The organism is Chitinophaga deserti (assembly GCF_003149455.1).
GTDB classification, from domain to species: domain Bacteria; phylum Bacteroidota; class Bacteroidia; order Chitinophagales; family Chitinophagaceae; genus Chitinophaga; species Chitinophaga deserti.
On the sequence record NZ_QFFK01000002.1, the window covers coordinates 1 to 23,079 of the forward strand.

A 23,079-nucleotide genomic window follows, 5' to 3' on the forward strand; every position below is an offset into this window, starting at 1 on the left:
CTGGGCTATCGCTATGCGCTCTGAATCTGAATATTGGCTTTTTCTGCCCTGCGTCTTCTTCATAAAGGAAATTTAATTTAAACGTTATTAAATCCCTAAACTGTAAAGCCAATTTTGAAATAAGACACTATTGTAACTGTATTGCCTTAGTATTTGCGTGGTATTACCGTAGTATAAGCGTGGTATTGGTGTGGAATGAATACCGTATTGTAACAGCGATAAAGCAATTTTACAGTTACCAGCATTCTTACAGAAAAAAGCGGTCCGGGTATAAACCAGGACCGCTTTTCATATTGAAAAGAATTAAAACTATACGAGATCGATATCGAAGTTTACCAGCTGCACGAATTGTTCGAGACGGTTGCTGATGTCTTCTTTAGAGATTTCACGCAGGCGGGCGGCGCCGAATTTCTCTACGCAGAACGAAGCCATGGCAGAGCCTACGATAATTGCGGTTTTCATGTTTTCGAAAGAGATATCTTTCGTTTTGGCCAGGTGGCCCATGAAGCCTCCGGCAAAGGTGTCACCGGCACCGGTGGGGTCGTACACTTCTTCCAGCGGCAAAGCAGGTGCGAAGAACACATGATTCTCGTGAAACAGCATGGCACCATGTTCACCTTTCTTAATGATAAGGTAGCGGGGGCCCATAGTGAGCACTTTCTTTGCAGCTTTAACCAGGGAGTATTCACCGGTGAGCTGGCGGGCTTCGCTGTCGTTGATCATCAGCACATCCACCATTTTGATGGTTTTGAGGAGGTCTTCCAGTGCCACATCCATCCAGAAGTTCATCGTATCCATTACGATAAGCTTGGGACGGGGGCTCATCTGGTTGATCACGCTCATTTGTACCTGCGGGGTGAGGTTACCGAGGATGAGGAACTCGCTACCCTGGTAGCTGGGAGGAATAACCGGCTGAAAATCGGCCAGTACATTCAGGTCTGTTACGAGGGTATCGCGGGTGTTCATATCGAGATGATAACGGCCCGCCCAGTAAAAGGATTTCTCGTCTTTCTTCACTTGTACACCTTCCAGTGCCACGCCTCTTTTGGCGAGGGCATCCAGTTCATCCTGCGGGAAATCCCCACCGATAACAGACACCTGGTTTACAGGCTGAACGAAGTTGGAAGCGGCCCAGGCAATAAATGATGCAGACCCGCCTACGATTTTATCCGATTTACCGAACGGCGTTTCGATATCGTCGAACGCCATGGTACCTACTACAGTAAGAGACATTAGTGCTTGAATTAGAGGTTTAAAACGCAGCAAATGTAATCCATTCGCTATTTTAAACCTTGATTTTCTTCCAGCGTCCTCTCCTGAAGAGGATAACCCCGGCTACCGCCATGGCAGATTCTGCCATCACAATGGCCCAGTATACGCCTTGTGGCCCCCAATCCAGCACAATCGCCAGCAGGTACGCCAATGGTATCTGGAAAACCCAGAATCCCAGCAGGTTGATGATCGTAGGGGTACGGGTATCGCCCGCACCATTAAACGCCTGGATCATGACCATACCGAAGGCATAAAACAGGTAACCTACACTAACGATCCGTAATCCTTCCACGCCATTTGCCTGAACGGCCGGGTCAGTGGAAAAGAATCCGATGATCCAGGGGGCCAGTGTAATAAAGAAGACTGAAACGCTACCCAGGAACACCATGTTCATAATGGCGGCCTTTTTAACGCTGATTGCCGCCCTTTCCGGCTCATTGGCGCCGAGGTTCTGTCCTACGAGTGTGGCCGCTGCATTAGCGAGGCCCCAGGCAGGCAAAATGGCGAAAATTATAGCACGGATGGCGAAGGTATAGCCGTCCAGCGCATCAACCCCGAAATGGGATATTATACGCGTTAGAAAGATCCAGCTGGCGCTGCTGATGAGGAACTGCATGGTACCACCCGTAGCAATAGAGGCCAGTTTACGAACGGTTTCCCAATGCGGGCGAATATGCTCCCACCTGATCCGTATCACCTTTTTGCCGCCAAACAGGTGATAGCACTGGTATACCACCCCGGTACCACGGCCAATTGTAGTTGCAATAGCCGCCCCTTCGATGCCCATAGCGGGCACAGGACCGAAACCATAGATGCAGATGGGGCAAAGGATAATATTGAGGATATTGGCCAGCCAGAGGCTTCGCATGGCTATACTGGCCTCTCCTGCCCCGCGGAAGATGCCGTTTATGAGAAACAGCATCATGATTACTATATTGGAGCCCAGTGCAATCCGGGTAAAGCCATGGCCATACGCCACCATTTCTTCCCCTGCCCCCATAAGGCGGAGAATGTCAGCGGCATAGATGATGCCGGCAATGCTAACGATCACTGAAAAGCCGAAGGCCAGGTATATAGATTGCATCGCGGCAATCGAAGCCCCTTCAGGATTCTTTTCCCCGATCCTGCGTGCCACAATGGCCGTGGTAGCCGTACTGATACCTACAGCCACGGCGTAAATAATAGCAAGTACCGATTCAGTAAGGCCCACCACTGAGATGGCTCCCTTGCCCAGGTGCCCAACAAAATAAGCGTCTACAAGTGCAAACATGGATTCCATGGTCATTTCCAGGATCATGGGAACAGCCAGGAGCACCAGAGCGCGGTTGATGCTGCCTTCAGTATATACTTTCTCCTCTCCCCGGAGTGCTTCTTTGATTAATGTAAAATATCTACGGGTACGGGTTATAACCTGCGCCATTTTTCGCATTTTAAATATTGATATAATAAGATAACGGGAATGCCCCGGGGAATGCGGGGCGTAATTAATTGTAACAAATCGCCGGCGCGGGGCTGGCGGCATTAGCCTTTCATATGCGAAATATTTGAAGGGCCCGAAATTAGCGGGAATTGCTGGTCATTAGGGCATTGTTTCCGTCCAATACAGTCAAAAAATGACCAATTCCATTCGTCAGGGCTTATTTAAAAACCGGGTGTAACTTTTCCGGGATGGTTCCCGTTTCATTCACAAACAGTTAAACGGACACCAAACTTATTATATCTTTGACGGAAATCATGCTTGTTATGTTCAAAAAACAGATATGGAAGGGAATGGCTGCAGCTGCGATAATCAGTACTACCTTCGCCGCCTGCAGTAAAGACGATGCACCCAAGAAAGTATACCGCTATCAGACCCTGGATCTGAAAGATAATAATAACACCAACAATGGCTTCATCACAATAGCCGAAACTTCTGATTCAACTTTCAATATCTTCATGCAAATCAATAAGTCGGTAATGGACAGGCAGTATAAGTTCGTGGTATTCCGCGGCAATACCGCCTCAGCGCCCACCGATACGCTCATTAAAGTAGGTTCTATTCTCAGTGAAACTACCGGCGCCCCCGTACTGGCGAAGCTGCATGCAATCAAAGAAATTAAAGTAGACGCAACTACCAGCCGCAAATTCAATTACGATAGTATCATTAACGTACTTGCGTTTGCCCGCATCTCTACCCCCGGCTCCCTCGGGCAGGATTCTACCCTTGCACTTGGCAACATCGGGAAGAGCAAATAAGTGTACAATTTTTAGTTGATAGATGGATGTAAGCTGTTCCGCCTTTGCGGGGCAGCTTTTTTCTTTGAGGCTATTCCTAAAAATAAAGCCGGCCAAATGGCCGGCTTCCAGGTCGTATATGAATAGGATATGGTTCCAGGCGGGAAGGAATTCCCATGCAGAACAACTTTTACCGTATGGTTGTCAATTTCGTAAGACTTTAAACTCGGTGCGCCTGTTTTGCTGGCGGCCATCAGGATTATCAGACCCGTTGGGCAGCGTATTGGGCGCTACAGGGCGTGTTTCGCCATAACCTTTACTCACAATCCTTTTTTGCTCTATGCCTTTGCTGATCAGATAATCCACGCAGGATTTGGCGCGGTTGTTAGACAGCTTGAGGTTGTAAGCATCAGTACCCTTACTGTCGGTATGTGCACCCAGCTCAATCTCCATTTTCGGATTATCCAGCAGCAGGAAATACAACGAATCCAGGATGAGCTTAGACTCTGGCCGGAGGGTAGCCTTATTGTAATCGTAGAAGATATCGTTCAGTACGATAGGCTTATCGATTTCAAAGCGTTTCAGGCACACAGTTGGGTTCATCATGGAATCAACCATTGTGAGCTGTTCGGAGTTGAAGGTGAAGTTCTTCGAGAAATAGTTATCCTTCTCGATCAGCACCTTATACTTCTTGTTCATCTCTATCTCAAATGTATAGTTCCCGCCAAAGCCGGTGGTTTGGGTTTCCAGCACATTGCGCTGGGTACTGTCGAGCAGGGTGATTTTGGCACCTGCGAGGGGTTTGTTGGTTTCGCAGTCCAGCACCATACCGCCAGCCATTTTGGCTCTTCTTTTTACAGCGAAAATTTCGAGGCAGCAAACAGACTCCCGGTCGGAGCTGATAAAGCCTTTATTAAGGGCATTATCCGGAGAAAGGCCGGTGTAATATTGATCGTCTTTGGCAGAGTTAATGGGGTAACCCATATTTTGGGGAGTGCTCCAGCCACCGAAATTACCGGCGGATTTAGCGGAGTAGAAGTCTTGTCCGCCGAAGCCTACGCGGCCGTTGGAGCTGAATATAAGGGTTTGTTTCGCGGGGTCATAGAATGGGGCGCTCTCGTCACCGTCGGAATTAAGGGTTGCGCCAATATGCTGGGCTGCGCTAAGCGTTCCGCCACTACCAATGGAAGCATACCAGATATCGAATCCGCCTTTTCCGCCAGAGCGGTCGGATACGAAGAGGAAGTATTTACCGTCGGAGGAAACGGAGGGCTCTTTGGAACTATAGCCGGGTGCATTAATGGTTGCATCAAGCGGTTGAGGCTCACTCCATCCATTACCCGTACGGGTACTTCTGTAAATGGAGGACTTCTTCGAACCGTCTTTGCTATTCCATCTGGTCAGAAACAAAGTTTTACCATCTGGCGTGATAGCCGCAGCTCCTTGTTCAATGCCCTTATCAGTAGGGATCGCTACTTTTTCCCGGCTTTCATAATTCGCATTATCACCCATCGCTACATACAGTGTATTCACGAATGGGTTAGCTTTCTTCGCCAGCAGCAGGGAATCGGGCCGTGAAGAGGTAAAATACACCATACGGTCGGCCACAGGCACAATGGCATAGTTGGCGCCCCCCTGGTTAATATTACCGGATACCTTTACTACTTCATACCGCGGAGGATACTTCATTTCTTCTATGGCAAACTCACAATTCTTTATCTCCATATCGGCTTTCTTCGAATACTCATCATACGATTTCTGTCCACGTCTGAAAGCAGAAAGCTGTTCCCATGCACGCTCGTAATCTTCACTTTTCTTTGCATTGGCCCGGATGGTAAGTCCGTACCAGTAGCGGGCATGCGGAAATAATGTGGAATCGAACTGAACTGCTTCGCCGTAATATTTTTCCGCATTACCAAAATCGTTGTACATGCGGTAGGATTCCGCCAGGCGGTATACTACCTGCTCGTAGTCCTTCAGTTTCTGTTGTTTCTTTTTGCCACTATGCTCAACCTGGTAAGGCCGGTATTCACCGGGCTTAACATTGAAAGTGCCCAGTGCCTTGCTATAGTACTGCGCGGCGGAGTAATAGTCTTTCTGCTCGAAATACTGGTCAGCCGTGCGCTTGTAATCCGTAACATACTGTGCCTGCAGGTTGTATAAAACTCCTGTCAAAGCCAGGATACATATAAGGGTAAATTTTTTCATAAGGCTCATCATTAGGTGTGACTGAACCGGGTATTATAACCTGGGGCAGATGAAATATTCCGGTTGAAGTATTCTGCGTTTGCGGCCGATGAACGAAAGCGACACTTCGAAAGCGTTGCTGCCGCTGGCGAGCTTGCGGAGGTTGGAAGCGTTGGCATCATAGCTGAGGCCCAGCGTGAAATTCTTGTAGTGAAAACCTGCAAAAGGTATTACAGCATCTTTTAAGCGGTAATTAGCCCCGATGAGCAGATCAAATTCAAGGTTAACACGCACCTGGGAATATACACCTACAACGGTTTCCTCTGCATTACCCTGGCGCATATAAAGTGCATGAGGGGTAAGGCCGATCATTTCTGACACTTTAATACGGGAGCCGCCGTGTACAGTGTAACGTACCGGCAGCGATTTGGTCTCATCGTTTTCAGCAACAAAGGGATCCTGTGGCTGGGTGAGGTGCGCTCCGGCTATTCCGACAAAAGGATTGAATTTGTGATTGGGGTTACCATCAAACAATAACAGCCCTACGTTGGCATCGAACACCGTTGAGGAAGAAGCCCGTAATGCTTCGCCTGAAGGGATATTTGGATCGAAGCCGCTAACGGGATTGTACTGGCTGCCCATTTGAAATTTAGACTGATCTACCCGGCGGCTGATTAAACCAGCCTGAACACCGGCCACGAGTTGCGTGGTTTGGTTCTTACCCATTTTAACACCACTGTACGAAACGGTAGCCATGGCATTAAAATAGTTAAAACCAGCCGAGCCTGCTCTGAGATTGAGTGCCGTAATACCAAGGCCCAGGTTCTTGCCGGTTGGCGCGTCAAAAGAAACGCCGCCGGTAGAATAAGGGTCTCCGAAGTTAGCCCATTGGTTGCGATAGTTCCCGGTAAGCCGCCAGTCCCCGTCAATCACACCTGCCATTGCCGGATTCAGGAATAGCGGATATGCATAATACTGGGAAAAGTGCGGATCAACCTGTGCACTGGCAGTTTGTTGTAAACATCCGCAAACTGCGAGCATGGCCACAAATATTTTATTCTTCATAGGAACGTGTTTTTCGTTTTTGATAGCCGGAACGAAGTGCTTTCCACTTCGCTCCGGCAGTTTGTTTTTTTGGTTGCCTATTTTATTGCAGGTATTACCTGATAATGGTAATGGTACCTCGTTTATTCACGGTAGTGCCATCCTGAAGCACTGCACGGAGTACGTAGTTGTAAACGCCTACCGGTTGCTTCCTGCCGCTCATCGTTCCATCCCAGCCGCGTACACGCTCTTTCGACTCGAACACCAGCTGGCCCCATTGGTTGTACACCCTGAATTCCATTTGACGGATTGTGGTGCCATACACATAGAGGATGTCATTGGTACCATCGTTATTCGGCGTAAATGCGTTCGGAACGAAGATGAGGTTACCGGCAGGATTATCTGTGCTGCCGCCACCCTGGAACCATGCACTGTTCGCGCACTCGCTGGCGCCTATTGCCATCACCTGGAGGGTTACAACCTGATTAGGCTCAAGACCAGTTACCGTATGCGTTGTGCCTGTGAGGCCCGAGCTAGGTTGCGTGAAGGTGACGCCACCGTCTGTAGATACTCTGTAGCCCAATGATCCCGGGATCGCATTCCATCCGAAGGTTACCGAAGTAGCAGTTTTGGATGCGATAGTTACCGTTGGTGCCGCAAGTACAGCATACACGTTGATAGTTACCGGTGTGCGGGTTGCACTCATACATCCGCTGGCATTGGCAGCCGATACGTAGTAAGTGGTTGCCGCCGTGAGGGCCGGTGTAGTAAACACAGCACCAGTGAAGATCGGCGTACCGCCTGTTGCGGAGGTGTACCAGTTGAAGGTAGTACCCGCCTGGCTGGATGTTGCTGTAATTCTCACTGTACTGTCAGGACAGATAGTATTCGCGGCAGCAGTTACTACCGGTACAACCGGTATACCACCCACATCCGCTCTTGCTAATGCTCTGCCCGGGCTGGTACAGCTTCCGCCAACAACTGCTTCCACATAAACTGTGAGGCTGCTGGTGAGGGCACCGGTAGTATAGGTAGGCATGTTGCCAGACTGGAGGAGTGTTCCGCCATTTGCGGCATCGTACCAGCGGTAAACAACACCTGCCACAGGATTCTGGATGGTGAAGGTGGCCGTGCTGCCGGAGCAGATGGTCACTGTACCACCGTTTGCCAGTACCGGAACAGATGGTGCATCTGCCGGGATGAGGATCACCTGGGCACGTCCGTTGCTTGCGCAGCTACCACCCAGCAGTGTGGCTTCAACATATACAGTATCTCTCAATGTCAGACCAGCAGGTGTGGTGTAGCTGGCCCCTGTGAAGAGCAGGTTTCCACCACTCGGCGCATCGTACCAGCGGTACAGAAGGTCTGTGCGTGCATCCCGTACTCTGCCTGTAGCGCGCAGACCGCGGCATACGGTTACCTCAGCATCAACCGGTGTCGGTACAGCCGGACCGGCAGTTGTTGTAACGGTCACACTAGTGCGGGCATTGCTGGCGCAATTAGCAGTATTCACCGCTTCAACATAGAAGATGTCTGTAGCAGTAAGTACAGGTGTGGTGAAGGATGCGCCTGTTCCCAGGAGGGTACCACCGGTTGCGGCGTCATACCATCTGTAGGTCAGGGCAGCCTGCGGGTTCGTTACATTGAGTACGGCAGTGTTGCCTACGCAAACTGTTTTCGCAGCAGCGTCCACCGTTACTGCCGGCGGAGCCGGACTGATGGTCACCATAACTGCTGCTCTTGTGGCGCTTGCGCAGGTGCCGTTATTGGATTCCACATAGAAGGACGTGGTTGCCGTGAGGCCTGTAGGAGCATAAGTGCTGCCAGTGAAGAGGAGTGATCCGCCATTAGCCGCATCATACCATCTGTAGGTAATGCCAGGTTGCGGAGACTGAACACTCAGGCTGATCGGGGTGCCGGCACAAACTGTGGTGTTACCCACAATTACAGGTACTGCAGGGCCAGCAGATGCGATCAGGATTACCTGGGCGCGGTTACCACTTGCACAATTGCTTGTGTTCACTGCTTCTACATAAATCGTATCACGCATGGTCAGCGGTTGTGCCGATGTGTAGGTAGCTCCTGTGAAGAGCAGCATACCACCACTCGGTGCATCGTACCAGCGGTAAGTGATGCCTGCCAGCGGGTTGCTTACTGCAGCAGTGGGGCGGTTACCGGAGCATACCGTTACCTCACCGTTTGCTACCGCAGGAGTTGACGGAGCCGGAGTTACAGTTACCATTACCTGCGTGCGGTTATTGCTGGCGCAATTGCTTGCGTTCACTGCTTCCACATAGAAGCTGCTGTTTGCAGTCAGCACAGGAGTGGTGAAGGTTACACCTGTACCCAGCAGCATACCACCCGTCGCAGTATTGTACCACCTGTAGGTAAGCGCAGCCTGCGGATTGGTTACAGTAAGTACGGCTGTGCTGCCTGCGCAGGCGGTTTTCGCTGTTGCGTCTACCGTTACTGATCCCGGAACAGGGTTCACCGTGATGGCTACAACTGTCCTGGTTATGCTGGCGCATGTGCCGTTATTGGATTCAACATAGAAAGTTGCAGAAGCGCTTATGGCATTCACTGCGAATGTGGTACCGGTTGCCAGCGGGGTACCGCCGGTTGCTGTACTGTACCAGGTGTAAGTGATGCCTGCTTGCGGTGTCTGGATGCTCAGGCGAACTGTATCTCCTGCACAAACAGTAGTGGCACCTGTAACTACAGGCTGGGCCGGTGCCGCAGTGGCGATGAAGATCACCTGGGCGCGGCTGCCACTGGGGCAGTTGCCGGCATTCACTGCTTCCACGTATACGGTATCTCGCATGGTCAGCGGTTGTGCCGCGGTATAGGTTGCCCCTGTAAAGAGAACAGTTCCGCCATTCGGCACATCGTACCAGCGATAGATCACGCCGGGTTGCGGGGTTACGCTTGCAGTGGGTCGGTTACCTGCGCATACCGTTACGGTAGCATTGGTCACCGTCGGAGTAACCGGCGCAGGTGTTACCGTTACGGTAACCTGTGTACGGTTATTGCTGGCGCAATTGCTGCTATTGACTGCTTCCACAAAGAAGCTGCTATTTGCCGTAAGCACCGGTGTTGTGAAGGACACACCAGTACCAAGGAGGGTACCGCCGGTGGCAGCGTTGTACCATCTGTAAGTAAGTGCAGCCTGAGGATTAGTAACGTTCAGTACTGCCGTGCTGCCAGCGCAGGCGGTTTTCGCAGTTGCGTCTACCGTTACACTACCCGGAACCGGATTCACCGTGATGGCTACTGCCGTTCTGGTAGTGCTGGCGCAGGTGCCGTTATTAGCTTCTACATAGAAGGAAGTAGATGCACTGATAGCATTTACCGTGAAGCTTGTTCCGGTTGCCAGCGGAGTGCCTCCGGTAGCAGTGCTGAACCAGCTGTAGGTGATGCCTGCCTGCGGCGTCTGAATGCTGAGGCGAACAGTATCGCCCGCACAAACTGTGGCATTTCCTATTACAACAGGTTGTGCCGGAGCTGCCGTGGCGATGAAGATCACCTGCGCACGGTTACCACTCGCGCAATCACCTGCATTTACTGCTTCCACATACACAGTATCGCGCATGGTCAGCGGTGCGGCAGTTGTATAACTGTTGCCGGTAAACAGGAGGGCGCCTCCTATCGGAGCGTCGTACCAGCGATAGGTAATACCTGCCAGCGGATTGCTAATGCTAGCTGTAGGACGATTACCTGCGCAAACCGTTACCTCACCATTGGTAACCGTTGGTGTTACAGGACGTGCAGTAACTGTTACGCTAACCTGCGTGCGTGTTGCGCTTACGCAATTGCTGCTGTTTACTGCCTGTACATAGAAATTCCTGTTGGTGTTCAGTACCGGTGTAGTGAGAGACGCACCTGTACCTACGAGGTTTCCGCCGGTAGCGGCATCGTACCATCTGTAAGTCAGGTTAGCCTGCGGATTCATCACATTCAGGGTGGCTGTAGTGCCTATACAGATTGTTTTGGAAGTTGCATCAACCGTTACTGCCGGAGGAGCAGGGTTTACAGTTACCAGCACAGCCGCTCTGGTGGTGCTTACACAACCGCCTGTATTAAGGGCTTCTGCGTAGAAGGTAACATTGGAAGCATGACCTGTTGAAGTAAAGGTGCTGCCTGTTCCCAGGAGGTTACCACCAGCAGGTGCATTATACCACCTGTAGGTAACACCTGCCACAGGGTTCTGTATCGAAAGACGAACAGTATCACCGGGGCAGATTGATGTGTTGCCGGTAACAACCGGTACTATCGGATTTGCTGCGACAGACACAGTAACTCTTGTGAGGGATGCACTGCCACAACCACTTGCATTCACAGCCTGAACGAAGAAGGTATCGGCTGCATTTACCGGTCCAATCGGGAAGTTAACGCCTGTAGACAGTAGTGTACCGCCCGGCTGGTCGTACCAGTTATAAGTAATGCCAGCTACAGGGCTCAGTACGCGGAGCGTATCACGACCGCCACTGCACACTGCAACACTTGTTGCCTGTACAGCCGGAGCCGCTGGCAGCAGATTCACGTTTACAAAAGCACGTGCTCTTGCAGAACTGATGCAATTACCTGTACCGATGGCATCCACGTAGTAAGATACCGTATCAGTAATTGCGGGGGTTACAAATACAGGTCCGGTAAATACCGGTGCACCGCCCGTTGCTGCTGCATACCACCTGTAAGTAATACCAGCCTGCGGATTACGAACGCTTACGGTAGCTGTTTGATTGAGACATACCGCCGTAGTTGCATTAGTTACAACAGGTATTGCCGGAGGCTGATTCACATTCACTGTGGCTGCCACACGGCCTCCTGCGTTCGGGCATCCGCCTGCGGAGCGAACAGCTTCCACATAATAGATCGTGGTATTGGACAAGGCCGGAGTTACGAAGGTATTACCGGTAAAGAGCGGTGTACCACCCGTTACCACATTATACCAGCGGTAAACCACACCAGCTGCAGGAGACACAACACGGAGAGTACCTGTAGTGCCGGAGCAGATGGAGATGCTGTCCAGTTCAAGTACCGGGTTCGGAGGCAGCGTTGCTACCGTTACGGTAACTGATGTACGTGCTACCGTTCCACAGGTACCGTTAAATGTTTCTACATAATAAGTAGTATTAGCCGTGAGTACAGGCGTAGTGAATACACTGTCGAGGCTGAGCGGTGTGCCACCGGTGGCAGTTGCGAACCAGCGGATAGCATGAGCCGGATTAGCCGGACGAGCCTTCAGCACAGCAGTATTGCCGGTGCAGATGGTAGTATCACCCGCGATAATTGCCGGTGCCGGTGGTACAGGCAATACATTCACTGTAGCCTGGGTACGGATCGGGTTAGCGCAATTTGTAGAGGCCCTGAAGCTTTCTGCATAATAGGTAGTAGTAGTGGACAATACAGGAGTATTGAACACTTTACCTACGAACACTGGTGTTCCACCAGTAGCCTGAGTATACCAGCGTACTGTTGCACTGTCTGATGCAGTTGCAGTGAGTGTAGCCGATGTACCTGCACAGATGGTTACGTTGTTCGTTGTGATAACCGGAGATGCAAGCACCCTGTTAGCATAGTACACATTGACGTTCATCAGTGCCCCTACCAGGCTGCGTACCCGGATCTGAACACTGGTATATGGTGCTCCAGGCGCAAAGAGAACAGCCTGCTGATTGGCACCACCAAGTAACACAACGCGGAGCAGTGAGTTGTTCAGCGTTTTTGTATCACCGTTGGATACTCCATTATTGAACGAGGTAATCTCGATACGGCCCAGGGCAGTTGCATCCAGTAAGCCGGACGGGGTAGCGAAGCGAAGTTTCACGGTATCGCCTGCTGCTGCCAGCGTCTGGAAGTTAAGGTTATAAGTTACATCGCCTGCCACCCCTACAGGAATAGAGATGTTAGCGAAGTTGGTAGTATCGTTATCTACCGCATTATCAGGATTAGTCACTGCACAAAGCAGGCAAACGCCATTAACAGTTGAAGTCGCAGCATTTGCGAAATCGCAACCCGGGTTGAAGTTACGGTCTACATTCACCGTTACAGAAGTACGGTTAGCGCTGGCGCATCCACCCACAGATACTGCTTCCACATAATAGGTAATGGTATTTGCCAGTTGCGGTGTTACGAACGATGTTCCGGTGAATATCGGTGTACCGCCAGACGCCTGTGTATACCATTTATAGGTATATGCTGCATTAGGTGCTGAGATATTCAACGTTGCGGTTTGACCATAATTCACAAGCCCGCTCGGCGGGATGATGGTTACCACCGGAGATGCAGGCAGTGCTTCCACCATTACCGTTACCGTACGGGGTGTAACACTTGTGCACTGGCCGCTAACAGCCACTACATAATACGTAGCGTTCGCACCAAGTGCAGGTGTATTGAATACAGAACCGGTGAACACGAGGTTCGTAAGGCCGGCATCACTGTACCATCTGAAGTCTACACCAGGTGTGGTGCTATTAGCAGACAGCGTAGCCGATGTACCGATGCAGACGCTCGCATTAGCAGGCGTTACATCAGGTACTGCCGGGCGCTCGCTAACATTCACCTGTACTCCTGTTCTGGTAGCACTTGCACATCCACCGGCAGAAACTGCTTCCACATAGTAAACTACCGAGCTGTCGAGCGCAGCAGTTATGTATGTTGCACCGGTAAACAGGGCAGTACCGCCACTTTGCTGGGAGTACCATCTGAAGGTCGCTCCTGCAGGGCCGGTAGCTCTTAATGTTGCAGAAGTACCGTCGCAGGTAGTAACTGTGGCATTTTCAACTGTGGGGGCCGCAGGAGGTACACCTACGGTTACAGTTGCGGATACCCTTCCACCTGCATTGGGACAACCTCCCGTTGAACGCACTGCTTCCACATAGTATATGGTGGTGCCATTCAATGCAGGTGTTATGAAGGTGGTTCCTTCAAATAATGGTGAGCCGCCTGTCAGCGAAGCATACCAGCGGTAAACTACGCCTGCCACAGGAGCCGTTACGCGCAGGGTGGCGTTGGCTCCTGCGCAGATGCCCAGACTATCAGCTTCCAGTACCGGAGCCGGTGCTGCCGTGCTCACAGTTACCGTTACCGAAGTACGGGCCGCAGATCCACATGTTCCATTGTATGCTTCTACATAATAAGTCGTATTGGCCGAAAGTGCTGCTGTAACAAACACACTGTCGAGGCTCAGCGGAGTACCGCCCGTTGCTGCCGCAAACCAGCGGATCGTGAGCGATGGGTCTGACGGACGGGCCTTCAGGATCGCATTGTTACCCGAGCAGATAGTGGTATCGCCTGCGATGATTGCAGGAGACGGTGGCACCGGTAACACATTCACCGTTACAGCAGTACGTACAGGATTCGCGCAATTCGTAGATGCGCGGAAGCTTTCGGCAAAATAAGTAGTTGTTGTATTAAGTACGGGCGTGGTAAACACTTTGCCTGTAAAGACAGGTGTGCCGCCAGTTGCCTGCGTATACCACCGTACCGTAGCGCTGTCAGAAGCTGTTGCGGTGAGCGTAGCCGTACTGCCGGCGCAGATGGTGCTGTCGCTGGTAGAGATACGCGGTGCAGCCAGTACTCTGTTTGCATAATAAACATTCACGTTCATCAACGCACCAACCAGGCTGCGAACCCGCAACTGGATGCGATTGTAAGTACCGCCCGGCGAAAAGAGCACCACTTGCTGATTGGCTCCGCCAAGCAGGTCTACACGTACCAGAGAATTATTCAACGCCCTGGTATCGTTATTGGAAGTAGTGCCGTTGAACGAAGTGATCTCCAGCCTGCCAAGCGCTGCAGCATCCAGAAGGCCTGTAGGTGTGGCAAAGCGCAGTTTCACTGTATCACCTGCCGCCGCGAGAGACGGGAAGGTCAGCGTGTAGGTTACATCGCCTGCAACACCAACGGGGATGGAGATGTTCGCGAAGTTAGTGGTATCATTATCTACCGCATTGTCTGGGTTATTCACTGCGCAAAGCAGACAAACACCATTCACGGATGATGTTGCCGCATTGGCAAAATCACAACCGGGATTAAAGTCGCGGTTTACGTTCACCGTAACTGCCGTGCGTGTACTGCTGGCGCAGCCGCCTGCAGATACCGTTTCGGCATAGAAGGTAGTTGTATTTGTAAGTTGTGGCGTAGTGAAAGAGAGCCCGGTACTAACAGGACTTCCGCCGGTGGGCGCAAGGTACCAGTTGTAGGTAGCTCCAGCCTGAGGACCACTGATCGTCAGGGTAGCGGTTTGGCCATATTCCACAATACCTGATACAGGATTGATGGTAACAATCGGTGCAGCCGGTGCCGCTTCTACCAATACGCTTACAGTACGGGGAGTTGTGCTAACACATTGACCGCTTGCTGCAACAACGTAATAAGTGGTATTAGCGGTAATAACCGGTGTATTGAATACTGGACCTGTGAATACAAGGTTTGTTAATCCTGCATCGCTGTACCATCTGAAGTCAACTCCGGCAGTGGTAGATGTAGCTGTAAGTGAGGCACTTCCTCCGATACAAACCGCAGCACTTGCCGGGGTTACATCCGGAGTGGCAGGCCGGGTTGTTACATTCACCTGTACCGCCGTTCTCGTTGCACTGGCGCAACCGCCAGCCGATACAGCATCTACATAATAAATCACTGAACTGTCAAGTACAGGTGTGGTAAATGCCGCACCGGTAAATACAGATGTACCGCCTGTTGCAGAAGTATACCAATTGAAGGTGGCACCTGCAGGAGCGGTGGCTCTCAGGATGGCAGATGTACCTTCACAGGTTGTAACCGTTGTATTTTCAACGGTTGGCGCTGCGGGCGCTGCACCCATCTTCACAAAGGCCCTTGTTCTTACAGGATTCGCGCAATTTGTAGATGTTTTAACTGCTTCCACATAGAATACGGAATCAACAGATACCGGTCCGGTTGTGAAAGATGTTCCGGAAGCGATGGGAGTACCACCTGCTGGTACAGTATACCAGCGGAACTGTGTATTGGGTTTCGGGGTAACATTGAAGGTAGCGGTTCCGCCTGCGCAAATCGTTACCGTATCCGGAGTTACTTCCGGCACTGCTATAAGTCGTTGTGCATAATGCACATTTACTGCGGAGATCAAAGTAGCTACACCGGAATTGAGGCGAATTTCCACCCTGTCGAACACCGCTGTAGGGGCAAAGGCAACAATGGCCTGTGTATTGCCAGCCAGCAGCCTCAGATTAACCAGGCTGTTGTTAAGCGCTACACGATCATTATTAAAGGTTGTTCCATTGTATGTCGCAATTTGCGTTCCGCCAAGGAGGGCAACATCAGCCAGTGATCCGGTGAATGATATCAGTAACCGTACACTATCTCCGGCATCACTCGAAGTCGGGAAGATGAGCGTTTGTTGTGCATAAGCACCCAACAGGCCTGCTACCACGTGCAGTGATGAGCTGGAAGTTGAGCTTGCATCCACCGCTGCTCCCTGGTTATCAACAAAACATCCGATACAAATACCGTTCACATTGCTTACCTGTGTGGTAGCAATGTCGCATGGCACATCCGGATTGGTAATAGTCACATTTGCCACTACTGCAACACGTTGGGCACTGGCACAACCTGTAGCATTGGTTGCCTCCACATAATAGGTGGTGGTAGATTGCAGTGCGGGTGTTGTAAAGCTAGGACCAGTGAATACAGCAGTACCTCCAACAGGCACTTCATACCATTTGTAAGTAAGCGCTGCATTCGGATTATCAACCGTAAAGGTTGCAGTACTTCCCTGAGGAATAGTAACTGAATTCGCAGTCACCGTTACATCAGCCAGCCCAACTTCCACTACTACCGGTACCCGTGTTTCGCTGGGGCAATTGGTAGTACCGGAAACCGCTTCTGCATAATACACGGTGTTTGCCGTAATGGCCGGAGTTGTGAAAGATGCACCGGTAGACAGTGGCGTACCGCCTGTGGCAGTACTATACCAGCGCACGGTATTACCCGTGGGCACAGTGGCATTAAGTGTAGCAGTCTGACCGCTGCAGACGTTTACCGTATCTGCCGCAATTGTGGGACGGGCAGTTATTTGTTGTACATAGAATACATTGATTTCATTCAGTGCGGATACTACGCCTGTAAGCCTGATTTCCACGTTATTGAATACCTGGCTTGGAACAAAAGACACCACACTTTGCGTACCGCCGTTCAACAATTGCAGGTTCACCAATCCGCTGTTCAGCGTTCTTACATCAGCAGCATTCTCTGTTGCACCCATCCTTGGACGAACAGATGTACCTGCCAGCAGGTTCAGATCAAGAAGGCCTGTGGTAGAACCAATTACTATACGCAGCGAATCTCCCTGCGTACTGGACTGAGGGAATGAGATGCGCTGGTAAACAGATCCGCCCAGCAGCCCTACCGGCAGGTGGAGTGATGAAGAAGTCTGCGGATTATCATCTACCGCGAGGCCCGCATCATCCACACCGCACAACAGGCAAAGCCCTAATGTACCGGTAGCAGTTGATAAAGTACCACGACCGCATGACAGATCAGGACTGGCCGGCCCTACCGTTACCGTAATCGGAACACTGGTACGGATGAAGCTTGTAAGACCATCAGGCGTTGCGGCCTGTACATAATATGTTTTATCCTTCAGCAGCGCAGGCGTATTGAAAGTGGCACCTGTTGCAACAGGAACACCGCCGGTTGGAGTTTCGTACCAGCTGAACGTAGCCCCGGGGAATCGGATGGAAGCATTGAATGTGGTATCGTTACCGAATGGCACTGTGGCACTTGGCGGTACTACTGTTACCGGTACAAATGCTGCGGCTTCATAAATATTAAGGTTACTCAGCGCTGTCACCAATCCGTTCAGATCTATCCGCACACCATCGAATCCGCTGGTGGCCGGTAAAACTACTTTGAATTTGCTCACGTTACCGGTAACATCCAGGCCTAATGCCTGAAGGTTTACCAGGTCGGCATCGAGCGTAACAGGATTACCGTTGGGTGTAGATCCTGAATAAGTTTCTACCCGGATGCCCGAAAGCAGCTGGGCGCTCAGTATTTGATTCGGCACACCAAGGAAGAGCGCAATGCTGTCGCCTGCCTGGTAAGTACCGGGGAATTTAATCAGTTGGCCTACAGATCCGCCGGCACCTACCGTCATCACTACCTGCGATGCTGTAGTGGTATCCTGGTCTACCGCCAGGTTGGGATTAAGTACGCTGCAACCCAGACAGATACCACCAATAAGCGGACTTTGCTGCAGGTCGCCATACGTCCATAACGGACCGGGGCCACCATTAACGGTTACGGTAGCAGATGTACGCGAGAAGCTTCGTTTGCCATCAGACGGGGTGAAGGCTTCCGCGAAATAAGTTTTGGTTCGGGTAAGTACAGGTGTTGTAAATGATGCAGCATTGCCCACTGCAGTACCACCATTTTGTTCCTGGAACCAGGAATAGGTAGCACCCGGAGCGCGCACGCTGGCAGTCATAGAAGCTGTGGAGCCGGAAGGTATAACCGGCGCAGGAGGTGTAATTGTTAACGGCATGAATGCCACTGCTTCATACACACGCAGCCCGCTTAAACCAGCCAGAGCAGCGGAAGTACCTATGCTCACACCATCGAAGGACTGGCCAACGGGGAAGGTAACCCTGAATTTACCAGTGCTGCCCACTCCAATGCCAAGCGGTTCAAGTCTTACCAGACCACTGTTTAATGCAATAGCGTCGCCATTCGGCGTATCACCGGTGTAAGTCTGAGCCGTTAAGCCACCGAGTGCTGTTAAACTGAACAGCTGATCAGGCAACTCAAGGAACAGTGCGATACTGTCGCCGGCCTGGTATACACCGGGGAAATGAATGATCTGTGAAATACTGCCCAGCGCGCCCAACGGCATGCTGATCAGTGAGGAAGTAGTAGTATCCTCATCCACCGCATTTGCTGCATCTGAAATATTGCAGCCTACACAAATACCGTTGATGGCAGGACCGTTCTGACGGTCACCATATGTCCACAACGGACCAGGCCCTCCACCCACGTTAACAGTTGCCAGGGTACGCACATAGCTCTTTTTGCCGTCTGGCGTGCTGGCTTCTACATAGTATAAAGTTTGACGGGAAAGGTTAGGAGTATTGAATGTGGCGCCTGTGAATACAGACGTACCGCCGGCTGGTGAGGTAAACCAATCGAATGTTACCGGCGAAAGGCGGTTAGTGGCTGCAATAGTAGCGGAAGTGTTGAGCGGGATGGTTTGTACGGCAGGTGTTACCGTAACAGGCACCATCGCCGTTGCTTCAAATACCTGCAGGTTGCTCAAGCCTCCTACAACAGGTGCCAGAGAAATCTGCACAGCATTAAAGTCTGCTGTGGCGGGGAGGGTAACCCGGAATTTACCGGTGGGCCCTACCGCAATACCCAGTGCCTGGGCATTGGCGAGTGCAGCGCTATAAGCCGCTGCATCATTATTGGAAGTGCTGCCATTAAATGTTTCTATCCGGATGCTGTTCAGTAATTGCAGAGAAAGCAGCTGACCTGCCGGAATAGCCAGGTCAAAGATGATGCTGTCTCCCGTATGATAATTACCCGGGAAGCGGATCAGCTGGCCTGCGCTGGAAAGTACACCCAGCGGGATGCTGATGGTTGATGCTGTTGTTGTATCCTCATCTACAGCCAGTTGGGGACTTGTTACCGAGCAACCGAGGCAAACTCCACTCAGAACGGGGCTGGACTCTGTATCTCCATATGTCCAAAGTGGCCCGTCTGCTCCACCAACCGTTACAGGAACTGCGGTGCGTACATAACTGGTTACACCACCCGCTGATGCTTCTACATAATATGTGGTACTGCGCGTGAGGTTAGGCGTATTGAAATTGGCGCTCGTACTAACCGGAGTACCTCCCGTGGGAGTAGTGTACCATGCAAAAGTTGCACCGGCAGGGCGTACCGTAGCAGCAAGATTTGCAGATGTTCCATAAGGCACAACTGCAGGGTTGGGAGTTACCCCAACCGGGATCATGGCCACTGCTTCATATATACGCAGGGTAGCCAGCTCAGCCAGTACTGCATTCAGGTTCACCTGCACAGCATCGAAAGATGTGGTGGCAGGAATGCTTACTCTGAACTTAGGTGTGCCGCCCAGGCCAACACCCAGCGCCTGCACATGAATAAGGTCGGTGCCGAGGTTGATGGCGGCTCCCGCAGTTGCGGCACCAAGGTATGGCTGCAGTGAAATATTAGTGAGGAGGGATTTCGTATAAAGTACGCCGGGCAACTCCAGATCCAGGATAATGCTGTCGCCCGCCTGATAAATACCGGGGAAGCGGATCAACTGACCTACCGTGCTGGCAACGCCAACCGGTGAAGATAATGTGCTGAAGGTATTAGGGTTACCATCCACGGCATTGTTCGGATCAGTCACGGAGCAAAGCAGGCAAACGCCGCCCAGCTTCGGACTTTCTTCTTCAAAACCATACGTCCATAACGGACCAGCTCCGCCACCCAGGTTAACGGTTGCGAGTGTGCGGTTAAAGCTTGTTTTCCCGTCAGGCGTACTTGCTGCTACATAGTATCGTGCTCTTGCAGTAAGGTTTGGTGTATTGAAAGTAGCCCCCGTAAATACCGGAGACCCGCCCGTTGGCGTGGTATACCAGTTGAAAGTAGCCGTAGAAAGTCTATTGGCTGCCGTGATAGTTGCAGAAGTATTATAGGGTACTGTTTGAGTGGCAGGATTCACTGTCACCGGAATGGTAGCAGTAGCTTCATACACCTGAAGGTTTGCCAAACCACCGATCAATGGAGATAGTGAAATCTGTACCGCATCGAAATCAGTACCTGCCGGGAGCGTTACACGGAATTTACCGGTTGGCCCCACACCAATTCCTAATGCCTGTGCAGCAGCAAGCGATGCATTGAAAGCAGCGGCATCATTGTTAGCTGTGCTGCCGTTGAAAGTTTCTATGCGGATGCTGCCCAGCAGCTGAAGCGAAAGCAACTGACCTGCCGGGATGCCGAGGTCGAGAATGATACTGTCTCCCGCATGATAATTACCCGGGAAGCGGATCAGCTGGCCGGCATTGGAAAGCACGCCTGCAGTAATATTGATAGTAGATGCAGTAGTTGTATCCTGATCCACGGCCAAACCGGGATTTGTAACAGAGCAACCTACGCAAACTCCGCTGAGAACAGGACTTGTTTCAGTATCACCGAATGTCCATAACGGACCATCAGTCCCCCCAACTCTTACAGGCACCGCAGTGCGCACGTAGCTTGTAACTCCGTTCGATGCAGCTTCCACATAATATGTGGTGCTGCGGGAAAGGTTAGGTGTATTGAATGTGGCACTGGTGCTTACAGGCGATCCGCCGGTAGGGGTAGTATACCAGGCAAAAGTAGCCCCTGCCGGGCGCACGGTAGCACTGAGACTGGTAGATGTTCCATAAGGCACTACCGGTGCTGCGGGTGTTACTGCTACCGGGATCATGGCCACGGCTTCGTAAACACGCAGTGTGCCCAGTTCAGCCACCAATGCATTAAGGTTAACCTGCACGCCATCGAAAGAAGCTGTTGCAGGAATGCTTACACGGAATTTAGGTGTACCGCCAAGTCCTACGCCAAGTGCCTGTACATGAATGAGATCGGTACCCAGACTTACTGCGGCGCCTGCCGGAGAGGCACCCAGATATGGCTGCAGGGATATATTGGTAAGAAGCGATTTGGTATAAACAACACCGGGTAGTTCGAGGTCGAGTACGATACTGTCGCCCGCCTGATAAATACCGGGGAACTTAATGAGCTGTCCAACAGTGCTAAGCAGCCCTACAGGAGAAGAAATAGTGCTGAAAGTATTTGGATCGGCATCTATTGCATTGGCAGGGTCTGCCACTGTGCAAAGGGCGCATACGCCACCCAGTTTCGGACTTTCTTCCTGATCGCCATAGCTCCAGAGCAGACCGGGGCCGCCTCCTACGTCTACCGTAGTACCGGTACGGAGGATGCTGGTAAGACCATCAGAAGTGGTGGTTGCTTCTACATAATAATCATGAACACCACGGGTTAACACGGGTGCATAGGTAGCGCCGGTGTGTAGTAGGGTTCCACCGGTGGGAGCATCGTACCAGCGGAAGGTAGCTGCGCCAAGGCGGTGGGTGGCTGTCATGGAAGCTGCCTGACCGGCAGGACTGATTATAGGATCGGCGGAAGGAGTTATTGTAACTGGTACCACAGCGGCAGCCTGGAACAATTGCATATCGTAGCTGAGGCTTACGAGGCCGCCAAAGGTAATGGCAATCTGATCGAACTGTTGGGTGATGGGGATCACCGCTCTTCTTTTGCCGGTGGAGCCAACGCCCAGGAGCTGAACATTCACTGCGGTGCCGAGGCGTACATCCTGACGAACGGTGCTGCCACCGCCGAGGTATGTTCTTACCCGCACGTTATTTAGTACGGAAGCATCTACGAGTCCCGAAGTGGTGAGTGCGAAATCGACCACGAGACTATCGCCCGCTTCATAGGTTCCGGGGAATACGATCCGTTGTCCCATTTCTGCAACGAGGCCCAGTGCCATATTATATAATGCGGCGGTGTTGGGATCGTTATCGATGGAGTTTCCGGGATCGGTGATGGTGCAACCGATACAGGTAATGGAGGTGATGTTGGATGCAGTGGTGCCGCGGGAATAAATGGGTCCTGCGGCAAAGAAATTACGTACAGCCGGTACGTTTAGCCAGGAAAACCTGGCATCATCATGCAACATCGGGGATTTCCCAAACCAATCTTCCAGGTTAGGTACAGGGGATTGTTCCGGATACCACCAATATTGATTATATGCTGCGGGGGTGGCAGCGCGCGCGTTCCCGGCTGTACCGAGCATGAAAGCTGCGGAGAGCACGAATAAGAAGCGCAATAAGCAATTCGGAGTAACATTACAACTCATACGACAATGGTTTGGGTTTATAAGCTTGTGTTGATCGGTTCGGACACATCAGGAAATCCTTCTTTTGGTTGGAAGCAGGGTTTCCCGGACTAGCAAAGGCTATGATAAAGGAGAATGTCTGTCAAAAGATACAGGATTGAGTACCGGTCTTTTTAGTTTTTGATAGGATGCATTCATCGGTTTATTCATGGATTCTCGAAGCGATTGTAGCGCTAAATTAAATGGCCCGGGAGATGAATCGATATGCCATTCTTATCCATTCCGTTCAGAAACTACTATGTCGTTCATTCATTCAATAGTTGTTCATTTTGTTCATTTTTTAATTATTTGAACAATCGCTATTCATTAATTGTATCGGGGTTATTCATTAGAAATGTCACGCAGAGGTCAAATGATATGGTTTATGCATTCACCCGTTCATCCTTTATTCATATTCTCCTCTCTCATTATCAATA

The 23,079-nt window shown here is 51.2% G+C and carries 6 protein-coding genes; 1 reads left to right on the forward strand and 5 read right to left on the reverse strand.

The genetic code is table 11. The annotated features are described in order from the left end of the window. Nucleotides 1–309 precede the first annotated feature (309 nt). Together DEV76_RS04035 and DEV76_RS04040 are read right to left on the reverse strand one after the other, a co-directional pair. Nucleotides 310–1,233 (reverse strand): PfkB family carbohydrate kinase, encoded by a 924-nt coding sequence (locus DEV76_RS04035; RefSeq protein ID WP_109695412.1) that lies wholly within the window; start codon nucleotides 1,231–1,233, stop codon nucleotides 310–312. Nucleotides 1,234–1,285: 52 nt separating this feature from the next. After that, nucleotides 1,286–2,692, reverse strand: a complete 1,407-nt coding sequence (locus DEV76_RS04040) for an MATE family efflux transporter (protein ID WP_109695414.1) — start codon at nucleotides 2,690–2,692, stop codon at nucleotides 1,286–1,288. Between the two features lie 323 nt (nucleotides 2,693–3,015). Here DEV76_RS04040 and DEV76_RS04045 point away from each other — a divergent pair, with 323 nt between their 5' ends. Further along, nucleotides 3,016–3,507 (forward strand): hypothetical protein, encoded by a 492-nt coding sequence (locus DEV76_RS04045; protein ID WP_109695416.1) that lies wholly within the window; start codon nucleotides 3,016–3,018, stop codon nucleotides 3,505–3,507. A gap of 183 nt (nucleotides 3,508–3,690) precedes the next feature. Here DEV76_RS04045 and DEV76_RS04050 read toward each other — a convergent pair whose 3' ends face one another. The 3 genes from DEV76_RS04050 to DEV76_RS04060 all read right to left on the reverse strand — a co-directional run bounded on the left by DEV76_RS04050 (nucleotide 3,691) and on the right by DEV76_RS04060 (nucleotide 22,624). Continuing rightward, the gene (locus tag DEV76_RS04050) at nucleotides 3,691–5,694 is read right to left on the reverse strand and encodes an OmpA family protein (protein ID WP_198651938.1); all 2,004 of its coding nucleotides are present in this window, start codon (nucleotides 5,692–5,694) and stop codon (nucleotides 3,691–3,693) included. Nucleotides 5,695–5,727: 33 nt separating this feature from the next. Beyond that, nucleotides 5,728–6,738, reverse strand: a complete 1,011-nt coding sequence (locus DEV76_RS04055) for a PorP/SprF family type IX secretion system membrane protein (RefSeq protein ID WP_109695420.1) — start codon at nucleotides 6,736–6,738, stop codon at nucleotides 5,728–5,730. A gap of 94 nt (nucleotides 6,739–6,832) precedes the next feature. After that, nucleotides 6,833–22,624 carry a gliding motility-associated C-terminal domain-containing protein gene (locus tag DEV76_RS04060; protein ID WP_157962705.1) on the reverse strand — a complete coding sequence of 5,264 codons (15,792 nt, stop codon included), beginning with the start codon at nucleotides 22,622–22,624 and terminating at the stop codon, nucleotides 6,833–6,835. Nucleotides 22,625–23,079 lie beyond the last annotated feature (455 nt).

Coding starts and splice junctions, on each gene's coding strand:
- DEV76_RS04035 (WP_109695412.1), bottom strand. CDS start 1,233: ATGTCTCTTACTGTAGTAGGTACCATGGCGTTCGACGATATCGAAACG.
- DEV76_RS04045 (WP_109695416.1), top strand. CDS start 3,016: ATGTTCAAAAAACAGATATGGAAGGGAATGGCTGCAGCTGCGATAATC.
- DEV76_RS04055 (WP_109695420.1), bottom strand. CDS start 6,738: ATGAAGAATAAAATATTTGTGGCCATGCTCGCAGTTTGCGGATGTTTA.
- DEV76_RS04060 (WP_157962705.1), bottom strand. CDS start 22,624: ATGAGTTGTAATGTTACTCCGAATTGCTTATTGCGCTTCTTATTCGTG.
- DEV76_RS04040 (WP_109695414.1), bottom strand. CDS start 2,692: ATGGCGCAGGTTATAACCCGTACCCGTAGATATTTTACATTAATCAAA.
- DEV76_RS04050 (WP_198651938.1), bottom strand. CDS start 5,694: ATGAAAAAATTTACCCTTATATGTATCCTGGCTTTGACAGGAGTTTTA.